Here is a 12680-nt window from a genome sequence, read left to right on the forward strand (position 1 = left end):
GCGAAACAAATTACGCTGCCGCCCCGCCAATCGTTAGCCCGCCGATTAGCAGGCTGGGTTGGCCGACGCCGACCGGCACCCATTGCCCGGCTTTGCCGCAATTGCCGATGCCCGGATCAAGCTGCATGTCGTTGCCGATTCCGCGGATTTGTTTCAGCGCGGTGGCGCCGTCCCCGATCAGGGTTGCCCCTTTGACAGGGGCACCGACCACGCCGTTTTTGACGCGGTAGGCCTCGGTGCAGGAAAACACGAATTTTCCGTTGGTAATGTCAACCTGACCGCCGCCAAACCCGACCGCATATATCCCGTCCTTGAGGTCCGCGACAAGGCTCTCGGGCGCGGTATCGCCGCCCAGCATATAGGTGTTGGTCATGCGCGGCATCGGCGCATGGGCATAGCTTTCGCGGCGCCCGTTGCCTGTGGGGGCAACTCCCATAAGGCGCGCATTTTGGCGGTCTTGCATATAGCCGACCAGCACGCCGTCCTCGATCAGGGTGTTCTTGGCACTGGGCGTACCTTCGTCATCAACGGTGATCGACCCGCGCCGATCGGGGATTGTGCCGTCATCCAATACGGTTACGCCTTTGGCGGCAATCTGCTGGCCCATCAGCCCCGCAAAAGCGGATGATCCCTTGCGGTTGAAATCGCCCTCAAGCCCGTGGCCGATAGCCTCGTGCAGCAAGATACCGGGCCAGCCGGGCCCAAGCACGACATCCATCACACCCGCGGGGGCAGGTTCAGCGTCAAGGTTGACCAGCGCGATGCGCAGGGCCTCTTTGACTACAGGTTCCCAATGGTCGCGGCCAATCAGGCCGATCAGCCCCGCGCGGCCTCCGCCGCCCATTGATCCGCTTTCGCGCTTGCCGTTTTCTTCAACGATGACGCTGATATTAAGCCGCGACATCGGGCGGGTATCGGTCACTAGCGTGCCTTCGGGGCGCAAGATCAGCACCTCTTGGTGCGATGCGGCAAGGGTGGCGGAAACCTGCACAACGCGCGAATCAAGCGCGCGGGCATATGCATCAATTTCGCGCAGCACGTCGATCTTAGCGGGGAATGTGGCCTGCAACATCGGGTCAGCATCTGAATAGAGCTTTTGATTGGTCCCCATCGGACCCGCGGCCATCACGCCGCCACCGTCACCCACGGCAAGGCGTGCCGTGGCCACCGCCCGCTGCAGCGCATGTTCATCAAGCGTGGTGGAATGCGCGTATCCGGCTGTTTCACCGCGCACCGCACGCAGGCCGAATCCTTCGGATGCGTCATAGCTGGCGGTCTTTACACGCCCGTCATCAAACGACAGAACCTCTGATTTGCGGCGTTCGAGAAAAAGTTCGCCGTCATCCGCGCCAAGGGTCGCGTCGCGTAGCAAAGCCAGCGCACGGTCCTGATCGAGGTTGGTTTCAAAGGGGCGAAATGGATCAGTGGACATGGGAAATTCCTTGGTCAGGCGCAAATTATCTGCAAAAGCGGCCCTTTGCCGCAACAGCAGTTCTTGAGTTGTGGATCAAGATATGGGACATGGACGGTCAGATACAACGGGAATCCAACGGATGCCCCGTTCCAGACGCGCCTGAGGCGCAACGATGTTAGGGTAGAATATGCGACTGAAAACCTTTGCGACCTCATTTTTGTCTAGCGCCGGCTTGCTCATGGCCGGAGCCGCTGCGACAGCGCAGGAAGTTAGCCAAGAGCTGGAAATTATCGGGATGCCGGTTGATGGCGCGACAGGGTTCCAACCCGCCGCGACCGAACTTGCACGTGACGTGCATGGGCTGGACCACCTTCTGCTTGTCATTATTACAGTGATCACGCTCTTTGTGACGGGGCTGCTGGCATGGGTCCTGATCCGCTATAACCAAAAACGCCAGCCGACACCTGCCGGGTTTACACATAATTCGCCGCTTGAAGTCGCCTGGACCGTGATCCCGATCATTATCCTTGTGGTTATCGGCTCTTTCTCGCTGCCAGTATTGTTCAAACAGCAGATCATCCCCGAAGGCGAGATTAACATCAAGGTAACCGGCTACCAATGGTACTGGGGCTATGAATATGTTGACGAAGGCGTGAGCTTTGACAGCTTTATGCTGGGCCGCGACGAGCTGGAAGAATTTGGCTATAGCCAGGACGAATACCTGCTTGCGACCAACACATCTGTTGTTGTGCCTGTGAACACCACCGTTGTGATGCAGCTGACCGGCGCTGATGTGATCCACTCGTGGACCGTGCCAGCCTTTGGCGTGAAGCAAGACGCCGTGCCTGGCCGTCTTTCACAGCTTTGGTTCTCGGCCGAGCGTGAGGGCATCTATTTCGGGCAATGTTCCGAACTTTGCGGCAAGGACCACGCCTATATGCCAATCACCGTGAAAGTCGTCAGCCAGGAAACATATGATGCCTGGCTAGCTGCAGCCAAGTCCTAAGCGGGGTAGGTGGGTCAAGATCCACCCTACGCCAGATACACCCCGTAGGGTGGATCTTGATCCACCCATTCCGGAAAGACCTGAAATGAGCGATATCAGCATGCAAGACAGCCGCTATGAGGCAAACATGGGCGATTATTTTGCCCTGCTCAAGCCGCGCGTGATGTCGCTGGTGGTGTTTACAGCACTTGTCGGCCTTTTGGTCGCGCCAGTACCCGTGCACCCGTTCATCGGCTTTGTCGCAATCTTGTGCATCGCTGTTGGGGCCGGTGCATCTGCCGCGCTGAACATGTGGTGGGACGCCGATATCGACCGGCTGATGAAACGCACCGCAACACGGCCCATTCCGTCGGGCCGGGTTGAACCGGGTGAGGCGCTGGGCATCGGGATGGCGCTTTCCGGGTTTGCGGTAGTGCTTTTGTGGCTAGCGACCAATTTCCTGGCGGCCTTCCTTTTGGCTTTCACGATCTTCTTTTACGCCGTCGTCTATTCGATGTACCTCAAGCGCTCAACACCGCATAATATCGTGATTGGCGGGGCGGCGGGTGCGTTCCCTCCGATGATCGGCTGGGCTGTTGCGACCGGTGGGGTCAGCATCGAAAGCATTTTGATGTTTGGGTTGATCTTTATGTGGACGCCGCCGCATTTCTGGGCGCTCGCGCTGTTTGTGAAATCCGACTATGGCCGCGCTGGCGTGCCGATGCTGACCGAAACACATGGGCGGGACGCTACGCGCCGCCAAGTGCTGATCTATACGATCGCTTTGGTGCCTGTGGCGCTCGGGCTTGGATTTACCTCTATTGGCGGGCCGGTTTATCTGGCGGTCGCTGTGGTGATGAACCTTTGGTTCCTCAAAGGGGCCATTGATATTTCGCGCCGCGATGATGCCGCCTGCGAAGCAGATAAGCACAAGGTCGAAATCAACGTCTTCAAAGTATCGCTTTATTACCTGTTCGCGCATTTCCTTGCGCTTTTGCTCGAGGCGGCCTTGCGCCAATACGGGATTGGAGGCTGGTGATGGCAATCAGAGTCGAACATGAGGTCCACGGGCGTCGCAAGAACCGCAACTACGGTGTCTTGATGCTTTTGCTCGCGTTTATCGCCATTGTTTTCGGGCTGACCGTGGTCAAGGTTTTGCAATTGGGCGACCTGCGCGAATTCGAGACATTTGACCACGTTGCGCGGCCGCAGATTGTGCCGCAGGATGGAAGCGAATGAAGCTGTTTTCAAATCTCTCAGGGCCGCACCGGACCGCGTTGATGGCCTGCAGTGTTGTGCTGACAATGGGCGGATTGGCCTATGCATCGGTGCCGTTCTACGACTGGTTCTGCCGGGTTACGGGGTTTGGTGGGGCGACAAATGTCGCGGATGCGGGCAGCGATATCGTTCTGGATCAGACGATCACCGTGCGCTTTGACGCGTCACTTGATCGCGACATGCCGTGGACATTTGCGCCCGAAGTGCGCGAGATGGAGCTGCGGATCGGCGAAACTGGATTGGCCTATTACGAAGCACACAATCCGCTTGATGTGCCGATTGCGGGGCAGGCAGCGTATAATGTCACCCCTTACGAGGCTGGCGCGTTTTTCGACAAGATTGACTGTTTTTGCTTTACCGAACAGGTTTTGCAGCCGGGGGAAACGGTGATGATGCCGGTCAGCTTCTTTGTTGACCCCGCGATTGTTGACGACCGCGAAGGCAAATACGTGCATACAATCACGCTCAGCTATACATTCTACGAAATCGACCTGCCCGAGGACGTTGTGCAAGCCGCACTGCCGCCCTCGACTTTGACATTGGCGCCGCAAGACGCCATAGAATTGAACTAACGATAAGCCGATAGGGACGCACCACATGGCGCATGAAAAGAATCACGATTATCACATCCTGCCACCTTCAATCTGGCCGCTTCTGGGCGGTTTGGGCGGCTTTATTATGCTGTTCGGCTCCGTGCTGTGGATGCCAAAACAGGGCGGCGGACCCTATATGTTCCTGATCGGCCTCGCGTTGGTCCTTTATGTGATGTACGCATGGTGGGCCGATGTTGTTGCCGAAAGCCGTGTCGGCGACCACACACCTGTCGTGCGGATCGGCCTGCGCTACGGGTTCATCATGTTCATCATGTCCGAGGTCATGTTCTTTGCGGCATGGTTCTGGTCATTCTTCAAACATGCGATGTACCCGATGGGCCCGATGAGCCCGATTCAGGATGGTGTTTGGCCGCCTGTCGGGATCGAAACATTCGACCCTTGGCACCTGCCGCTGATCAACACGCTGATCCTGCTGTGTTCCGGTGCCGCCGCAACATGGGCACACCACGCGCTGGTGCATGAAAACAACCGCGAAGACATGAAGTGGGGCCTGATCCTTGCCGTGGTGCTGGGCGCGATCTTTACGGTCTTCCAGGCCTACGAATATAGCCACGCAGCCTTTGGCTTTGGCGGCAATATCTATGGCGCGAACTTCTTTATGGCGACAGGGTTCCACGGGTTCCACGTATTTATCGGGACCATCTTCCTGCTGGTCTGTCTGATCCGTCTGCAAAAGGGTGACTTCACCCCTGAAAAGCACATCGGGTTCGAGGCCGCCGCATGGTACTGGCACTTTGTGGATGTGGTCTGGTTGTTCTTGTTTGCAGCCGTTTACGTCTGGGGCGGCTAAGCCCGCTCAGGTCCGTAGGGTGGATCTTGATCCACCACCCCTGATCATAAGCGCGCGGGGTTTTCTCGCGCGTTTTTTCCTTTAAGGGCGCAAAATGCTGCGTAAACTGATTTTTCCAATCCTGCTTGGGGTCGCCGGCTGCGGGGTGCTTGTCAGCCTCGGGGTCTGGCAGGTGCAGCGGCTTGCATGGAAAGAAAACATCCTGACCGAACTTGATGCGCGGCTTAGCGGTGCGCCGACTCCGTTCAGCACAGCCGCGACCGAAGATGCAGATGAATATACGCGGGTCACGCTGTCAGGCACGCCCGCAGGCGATGAACTGCATGTGCTGACATCCGGCACCGCTGGCGGGACAGGCTACCGCGTGATTTCCAAATTCATGCTGGATGACGGCACCGCGATCCTTGTTGATCTGGGGCTTCTGCCGCTTGACGCCAAAGAAGCAGCACCGCTGGTTGCGCCGATGCAGATCACGGGGACATTGCTGTGGCCTGATGATCAAAACTCCAGCACACCTGATCCCGATCTTGCCAAAAACATCTGGTTTGCGCGCAATACCGTGGCAATGGCGGATGTGCTGGGAACTGAATCTTTTATGGTTGTAGCCAGCACAGCAACCCCCTCCGATCCGCGCCTGACACCGCTGCCGGTGGAAACATCCGGCATCAAGAACGATCACCTTGAATATGCGATCACATGGTTTTCACTGGCCTTCGTTTGGGCCATTATGACGCTCTTTCTTATTTTCCGCACGACCCGCCAAAAGGACGCCTGACAATGCGCTATATCTCTACCCGTGGCACCGCCCCCGCGCTGACATTCGAAGAGGCCATGCTGACCGGGCTTGCCCGTGACGGCGGGCTTTATGTGCCGGAAAACATCCCCACGCTGACCGCCGCGCAAATCGCCGATATGGCGGGCAAATCCTACGAAGACGTTGCCTTTGCCGTGATGCGCCCGTTTATTGGCGACACTTTCAGCGATGCGCAATTCCGCGAATTGATCGCCAAAGCCTATGCCGGTTTTGGTCATGCCGCGCGCGCGCCGCTGGTGCAACTGGCACCAAATCATTTCCTGCTGGAATTGTTCCACGGCCCAACGCTCGCGTTCAAAGATTTCGCGATGCAGCTGATCGGGCAGATGTTCCAAGCGGCCCTGTCACGCTCGGGGGACCGCGTAACGATTGTTGGCGCGACTTCGGGCGACACCGGATCAGCCGCGATCGAAGCCTTCCGCGGGCTTTCAAACGTCGATGTGTTTATCCTGTTCCCGCATGGCCGCGTGTCCGAGGTGCAGCGCCGCCAGATGACAACACCTTCTGAATCCAACGTGCATGCGCTGGCCGTGGATGGTGATTTTGACGACTGTCAGGCCGCCGTAAAAGACATGTTCAACGATTTTGCGTTCCGCGAGGACGTGAAACTCGCTGGCGTCAATTCCATCAACTGGGGCCGCGTGCTGGCGCAGGTGGTTTACTATTTCACAGCCGCTGTCAGCCTTGGTGCGCCGCACCGCGAGGTCAGCTTTACCGTGCCAACCGGCAATTTCGGCGACATCTTTGCAGGCTACATTGCCAAGAAGATGGGCCTGCCGATTGCCGATCTGGTTGTCGCGACCAACCGCAATGACATCCTGCACCGCACGCTTGAAACCGGCGCCTATACCAAAGAAGGCGTAACCCCGACCATCAGCCCGTCGATGGATATTCAGGTCAGTTCCAACTTTGAACGCGCGCTGTTTTACGCCTACGGCGGTGATGGCGCGACCGTGGCCGCACAGATGGATGATCTGAAGAGCGGCGGCTTTGAAATTTCCCAAGGTGCCTATCAGATGCTGCAAGACACGTTCAAATCGGGCCGCGCATCCGAGGAAGACACAAAGGCGATGATCAAATCCTGCCGCGCGGACAGCGGGGAACTTTTGTGCCCGCATTCCGCCGTCGGCGTGCATGTGGCGCAGGCGCATCTGGGCGCAACACCGATGGTCACATTGGCCACCGCGCACCCTGCAAAATTCCCTGATGCAGTAAAGGACGCATCGGGTGTTGTTGCCCCGCTGCCGCCACGCATGGCCGATCTATATGACCGCCCAGAACGGGTGACACGTGTGGCCAATGATCTGGCGGCGCTGCAAGCCGTCATCAAAGAACGGATCTGATTTTGACAATTCAATTGCACACCCTGTCCAACGGTTTCCGGATCGTGACAGAGCATATGCCAACCCTGAAATCCGCAAGCATCGGCATCTGGGTCGAAGCCGGCGGTCGCCACGAAAAGCCCGAACAAAACGGTATTGCGCATTTTCTGGAACATATGGCGTTCAAGGGCACGCAAAAGCGGACCGCGCTGCAAATTGCCGAATGCATCGAAGACGTGGGCGGCTATATCAACGCCTATACCAGCCGCGAAGCGACCGCCTATTACGTGCGTGTGCTGGAAAACGATGTGCCGCTGGGTCTTGATGTGATTGCGGATATCCTGCTGAATCCGGTTTTCACCGCCGAAGATATCGAAATCGAGCGCGGCGTGATCTTGCAAGAAATCGGTATGACAATCGACACGCCCGACGAAATGGTTTTCGACTGGCTGCAAGAGGTGTCCTATCCCGATCAGGCGCTTGGTCGCACGATCCTTGGCCCTTCAGAGCGGGTCAGCGCATTTACGCGCGACGATCTTGAACGGTTTGTTAGCCAGCATTACGGCCCCAACCAGATGATCCTTGCGGCTGCAGGTGCAGTTGATCACGACACAATTGTCGCCCAGGCCGAGACCCTGTTCGGCCATTTGCCCGCACTTGATCGCGGGGCGGATCTGATCCAGCCTGCGCGGTTCGGCGGCGGTGAAATCCGCAAGATCAAGGACCTTGAGCAGGTGCATTTCGCGCTGGGGCTTGAAGGGCCGAACTACCGTGATCCGCTGATCTATACCGCGCAGATTTATAGTTCGGTTATGGGCGGCGGTGTGTCGTCGCGGCTGTTTCAGGAAATCCGCGAAAAGCGCGGGCTGTGCTATTCGATATTTGCGCAGACCGGCGCCTATGAGGACACAGGGCTGACCACGATTTATGCCGGCACCAGCGCTGCACAAATCGCGGAACTGGCCACCGTGACAATTGACGAGATGAAACGCGCCGCTGACGATATGACCGCATCCGAGGTCGCCCGCGCCCGCGCGCAGATGAAAGCAGGGCTGTTGATGGGGCTGGAAAGCCCGTCAAACCGCGCGGAACGGCTGGCGCGGCTGCTGCAAATCTGGGGCCGTATCCCAAGCCTTGATGAAACAATCGCGCAGATTGATGCGGTGACCACGGGGGATGTGAAATCCTTTGCGGCGCAGATGGCGGGGCAAACGGGCGCGGGGCTAGCGCTTTATGGGCCGGCGGACGCGGCACCGACGCTTAATGCGCTGAAAGAACGGCTGGCGGCGTGATGCTAGGGGCCAAACGCAAGGTCCGGATCGAAACCGAACGGCTGGTCCTGCGCCCGCCCGCACATGGGGATTACCGCGCGTGGTCGGCACTGCGCTATGACAGTGCTGCCTTTCTGACCCCGTGGGAGCCGACATGGGCATCCGACCATTTGACCCGCAAGGCCTTTACCAATCGGGTCTATTGGGCGCAGCGGTCTATCGCGAACGGGTCGGCCTTGCCGCTGTTTTTGGTGCGCCGCAACGATCAGGGGCTGATTGGCGCAATCACATTGGATAATATCCGGCGCGGGCCTGCGCAGGCGGGCACGACAGGCTATTGGATTGGCGAACCTTTTGCGCGCCAAGGCTATATGCGCGAGGCGCTGCAAGCCGTGGTCAACCACGCATTCACCAAAATGGATCTTAGCCGCGTCGAGGCAGGCTGCCTGCCCGAAAACAACCCTTCGCGCCGCTTGCTTGAACAATGCGGCTATAAATACGAGGGCGTCGCCCAAAGTTATTTGCAGATCAACGGGCGTTGGCGCAACCATGTGCTTTATGCCAATTTGCGCCATGATCGGCGCGGCAAAACCGACGTCGGATAGGTCAAAGGATCGCATCATGCTCAACCCCGTCACCCCCGCATTCGAAGACCAGCTGCGCAGCCTGCTGCCTGCCGTTGCCTTCAAAGAAGATACAGCCCCCTATATGTCAGAGCCGCGCGGACGCCATGCGGGCACGGGCATCGTCGTGGCGCCCGCGTCAACCGAAGAGGTCGCCGCACTGGTGAAGGCCTGCGCCGCCGCGTCGGTGGGCATTATCCCTTATGGCGGCGGCACTGGGCTTGTCGGTGGGCAGCTAAGTGACCAAGGCCCCAAACCCGTTGTTCTGTCTCTGGAACGGATGAACAAAGTCCGTGCCGTGTATCCGACCGAAAATGTGCTTGTCTGTGACGCGGGCGTGATTTTGGCCGATGTGCAAAAGGCGGCCGAAGATGCGGACCGACTGTTTCCGCTGTCGCTTGCCTCCGAGGGGTCGGCACGGATCGGCGGGGTGCTTTCGACCAATGCGGGCGGTGTGAATGTGCTGCGTTATGGCAACGCGCGCGCGCTGTGTCTGGGGCTAGAGGTCGTGCGCCCAGATGGCACGATCTGGCATGGGCTAACGCGGCTGCGCAAGGACAACACCGGCTATGATCTGCGCGATCTGATCATCGGGGCCGAAGGCACGCTCGGGGTGATTACCGGTGCCGCGCTGAAACTGTCGCCACGCCCTGTCGGGATCGGCGCCGCGCTGATGGCGGTGTCATCGCCACAAGCGGCGCTGGACCTTCTGGCGCTGGCGGGAGCGCGTATTGGCGACGGCATTTCGGCATTTGAGATCATGCACCGCCAAGGCATGGATTTTCTGGCGGAAGTCGGGCCAAAACAACGCGAACCGCTTGATGAAATCCCCGAATGGTCCGTGCTGATTGATGTGGGCCTGCCCGCAGGGCTTAGCCCCGACGCGGCGCTGGAGGGTGTGTTCGAGGACGGGTTCGAACAGGGGCTTGTCACGGATGGCGTTATCGCGCAAAGCCGCGCGCAACGGCAGGAATTGTGGGATATCCGCGAAAACATCCCCGAAGCCAATCGCCGGATCGGGTCGATCAGTTCGCATGATGTGGCGCTGCCGCTAAGCGTGATCCCTGCGTTTATCGAACAGGCTGGGGCCGCGCTGGCTGCATTGGGCGATTTTCGGATCAACTGTTTTGGGCATTTGGGCGACGGGAACCTGCACTACAACGTGTTCCCCGCCAAAGGCCGTAGCCGCGATGACTATGACGGGCAGGCGGCGGATGTGAAACGCATTGTGCATGATCTTGTCGCGCAGATGGACGGATCTGTCAGCGCCGAACACGGGATCGGGCGGCTTAAGGTTGCCGATCTGGAAAAATATGGCGACCCCGTCAAGCTCGCGATGCTGCGCGCCGTAAAAGATGCGCTTGATCCCAAAGGTATTATGAATCCGGGCGCAGTAATTGAAGCAAAACCGGCCCAATAGTAATTTCGTACAGAAAAGAAAATGGCAGCTTTGAGCCCAAAGGTGCCGTTTCTCCAATGACTTGAATCCAGCAGAATGGTTATTACTTCGTAGCCAACCACGTGTGAGGTGTGTCTTTGACTAATAGTTTTTTGCTACTGCTATTCTTCTTACTTGTGGTTTCCGCGACGACATATGCTGACAAGCAAATCATGGCTGCCGAGTTGGTCACTTGCGTCAATTCAACAAATGGCTATCTCGACGGAATAGATGGTAAATCATGGGAGCCAGCGCAAGCAGTTCTCGGAATTCCATATGACTATGAACGTACCCGATTAGCCCCTGATTATTACTTTGTTTACGGTAGGAAGCTGGGTTGGCACGGCACTTGGGCATCGCTTCTTTACCTCGGCACGGATGGATGGATGGCATTCGAGGCCCGCGCCGAAGACGATAGACTGGATGTGTTTGCCGCAAGTTTTGTTCCGGTTAGAGTTGTCGAAGCGTTCGCCGTGTGTGGTGTCGAATGGGGCGGTTTTTGGGATGACGAATACCCTTTAATTGAGGTTGCACCGGTGCAGCAGACCGTCGCGCCTTTGTCGCTCAGACCGCTTTGGAATGGTGAAGACTTACTACCGCCCAAGCCGAATGATTGATCAGCAAATTCGATTGACTTAACAGCAGCTTCGTCCCGCAAAGCCGCCATCCAGCCTATTATTTATTCCCCGTCAAACGCACATAGCGCGTGCACAGCCATCCCCATTTTTTCCAGCTTTTTGCGCCCGCCCAGATCGGGCAGGTCGATAACAAAGGCGCAGCCGACGACTTCGGCGCCCATACGTTCGATCAGCTTGATACCTGCCTCGGCTGTGCCGCCAGTGGCCAGAAGGTCATCAACCAGCAGAACCTTTTCACCGGCTTGCAGGGCGTCGTCGTGGACCTCCATAACGGCTTCGCCGTATTCCAGCGTATAGGCTTGTTCGATGGTTTTGCCGGGCAGTTTGCCTTTTTTGCGGATCGGCACGAAACCTTTGCCCAGCTGATGCGCAATCGCGCCGCCAAGGATAAATCCGCGCGCCTCGAGACCGACAACCTTGTCGATGTTCTGGCCGGCATAGGGATGCAGTAGCTGATCAATTGCGATCCGGAACCCGCGTGGATCGCTGAACAGGGTTGTGACGTCGCGAAACATGATCCCTTCGTGGGGGAAATCGGGGATGGTGCGGATGTAGTCTTGGACGGTTTTCATGGGGGGCTTTCTAAAGGACGCGGCCAGCGACGGCGTCAAGTTTGGCAACCAGCGCAGGGTCGCGTTTGTCTGGGGCGGTCATAACCGCGTATTCAAGCGCGCGGTCGCAGCCGTGCGGACATGGGGCGCGCATCGTCCCGAGCAAAGCGGGCAGTCGCGCGACAAGATCGCGGGCTTTGGTGCCATTGCCTTGTAATGTTGCGATAATTTCGGTGATATCCACCGCACCATGATCCGGATGCCAGCTGTCATAATCGGTGATCATCGCGACAGAGGCATAGCAAATCTCGGCCTCGCGGGCGAGCTTGGCCTCGGGCATATTGGTCATCCCGATCACATCGCAACCCCAGGACCGGTACATTTTGCTTTCGGCAATCGACGAAAACTGCGGCCCTTCCATCGCCAGATAGGTGCCGCCGCGGTGGATGGTAATGCCGGCGTCGCGGCCTGCGGCCTCGCAGGCGTCGGACAGACGTTCGCAGGTGGGGTGGGCCACGCTGACATGGGCCACACAGCCGGTGCCAAAGAATGATTTTTCGCGCGCGAATGTCCGGTCGATGAACTGGTCGACGATCACAAAATCACCCGGTGCGCGGTCTTCGCGGAATGACCCGCAGGCGCTGATACTGATGATATCGGTCACGCCCAGCCGTTTGAGCGCGTCAATATTCGCGCGGTAGGGTACGGTGGTCGGCGAATGCACATGGCCCCGCCCGTGACGCGGCAGAAACGCCATATCAACCCCGCCCAATGTGCCTGTCAGGATCGCGTCTGATGGCGCGCCCCAAGGGCTGTCAACATTGACCCAAGCGGCGTTTTCGAGCCCGTCCATTTCATAGATTCCCGAGCCGCCGATAATTCCGATTTTTGTTTGCATTCTTAACCACCTGCGCCGAATCCGCTTGCGTAACCTTGGCGCGG

14 protein-coding genes are annotated in these 12680 nt (G+C 58.1%); 11 read left to right on the plus strand and 3 right to left on the minus strand.

Features of this window, described 5'->3' with window-relative positions:
- Positions 1 to 10: 10 nt before the first annotated feature.
- Positions 11 to 1432: a metalloprotease TldD gene (tldD, locus tag BM320_RS01725; RefSeq protein WP_090200236.1), complete on the minus strand. Its 1422-nt coding sequence runs from the start codon at positions 1430 to 1432 to the stop codon at positions 11 to 13.
- A 220-nt stretch (positions 1433 to 1652) separates the two neighbouring features.
- Here tldD and coxB point away from each other — a divergent pair, with 220 nt between their 5' ends.
- The 11 genes from coxB to BM320_RS01780 all read left to right on the plus strand — a co-directional run bounded on the left by coxB (position 1653) and on the right by BM320_RS01780 (position 11166).
- Positions 1653 to 2420, plus strand: a complete 768-nt coding sequence (gene coxB / locus BM320_RS01730) for a cytochrome c oxidase subunit II (RefSeq protein WP_242650931.1) — start codon at positions 1653 to 1655, stop codon at positions 2418 to 2420.
- A gap of 85 nt (positions 2421 to 2505) precedes the next feature.
- Positions 2506 to 3438: a heme o synthase gene (gene cyoE, locus BM320_RS01735; protein ID WP_090195654.1), complete on the plus strand. Its 933-nt coding sequence runs from the start codon at positions 2506 to 2508 to the stop codon at positions 3436 to 3438.
- Positions 3438 to 3638 (plus strand): cytochrome c oxidase system small membrane protein, encoded by a 201-nt coding sequence (locus tag BM320_RS01740; protein WP_090195656.1) that lies wholly within the window; start codon positions 3438 to 3440, stop codon positions 3636 to 3638. The genes cyoE and BM320_RS01740 overlap by 1 nt, the downstream gene beginning before the upstream one ends.
- Positions 3635 to 4249 carry a cytochrome c oxidase assembly protein gene (locus BM320_RS01745; protein WP_090195659.1) on the plus strand — a complete coding sequence of 205 codons (615 nt, stop codon included), beginning with the start codon at positions 3635 to 3637 and terminating at the stop codon, positions 4247 to 4249. The genes BM320_RS01740 and BM320_RS01745 overlap by 4 nt, the downstream gene beginning before the upstream one ends.
- A gap of 25 nt (positions 4250 to 4274) precedes the next feature.
- Positions 4275 to 5081, plus strand: coding sequence for a cytochrome c oxidase subunit 3 (locus tag BM320_RS01750; protein WP_090195662.1), 807 nt, complete (start codon positions 4275 to 4277; stop codon positions 5079 to 5081).
- 94 nt (positions 5082 to 5175) lie between these two features.
- On the plus strand, positions 5176 to 5856 hold the full coding sequence (locus BM320_RS01755) for an SURF1 family protein (protein ID WP_090195665.1): 681 nt from the start codon (positions 5176 to 5178) through the stop codon (positions 5854 to 5856).
- A gap of 2 nt (positions 5857 to 5858) precedes the next feature.
- Complete coding sequence (thrC, locus tag BM320_RS01760; RefSeq protein WP_090195668.1) at positions 5859 to 7238, plus strand: threonine synthase; 1380 nt, start codon at positions 5859 to 5861, stop codon at positions 7236 to 7238.
- Positions 7239 to 7240: 2 nt separating this feature from the next.
- Positions 7241 to 8509, plus strand: a complete 1269-nt coding sequence (locus BM320_RS01765) for a M16 family metallopeptidase (RefSeq protein WP_090195671.1) — start codon at positions 7241 to 7243, stop codon at positions 8507 to 8509.
- Entirely contained in the window at positions 8509 to 9093 is a 585-nt protein-coding gene (locus tag BM320_RS01770; RefSeq protein WP_090195674.1) for a GNAT family N-acetyltransferase, read from the plus strand. Before BM320_RS01765 ends, BM320_RS01770 begins: the two co-directional genes overlap by 1 nt.
- Before the next feature lie 16 nt (positions 9094 to 9109).
- Positions 9110 to 10531, plus strand: coding sequence for an FAD-binding oxidoreductase (locus BM320_RS01775; protein WP_090200237.1), 1422 nt, complete (start codon positions 9110 to 9112; stop codon positions 10529 to 10531).
- 116 nt (positions 10532 to 10647) lie between these two features.
- Positions 10648 to 11166 (plus strand): hypothetical protein, encoded by a 519-nt coding sequence (locus BM320_RS01780; protein ID WP_090195677.1) that lies wholly within the window; start codon positions 10648 to 10650, stop codon positions 11164 to 11166.
- A 62-nt stretch (positions 11167 to 11228) separates the two neighbouring features.
- Here BM320_RS01780 and BM320_RS01785 read toward each other — a convergent pair whose 3' ends face one another.
- Together BM320_RS01785 and BM320_RS01790 are read right to left on the minus strand one after the other, a co-directional pair.
- On the minus strand, positions 11229 to 11759 hold the full coding sequence (locus tag BM320_RS01785; RefSeq protein ID WP_090195679.1) for an adenine phosphoribosyltransferase: 531 nt from the start codon (positions 11757 to 11759) through the stop codon (positions 11229 to 11231).
- A 10-nt stretch (positions 11760 to 11769) separates the two neighbouring features.
- Positions 11770 to 12636: an S-methyl-5'-thioadenosine phosphorylase gene (locus BM320_RS01790; RefSeq protein ID WP_090195681.1), complete on the minus strand. Its 867-nt coding sequence runs from the start codon at positions 12634 to 12636 to the stop codon at positions 11770 to 11772.
- Positions 12637 to 12680 lie beyond the last annotated feature (44 nt).

Origin of the sequence: Yoonia tamlensis, from assembly GCF_900115105.1 — a bacterium.
Classification (GTDB): Bacteria; Pseudomonadota; Alphaproteobacteria; order Rhodobacterales; family Rhodobacteraceae; genus Yoonia; species Yoonia tamlensis.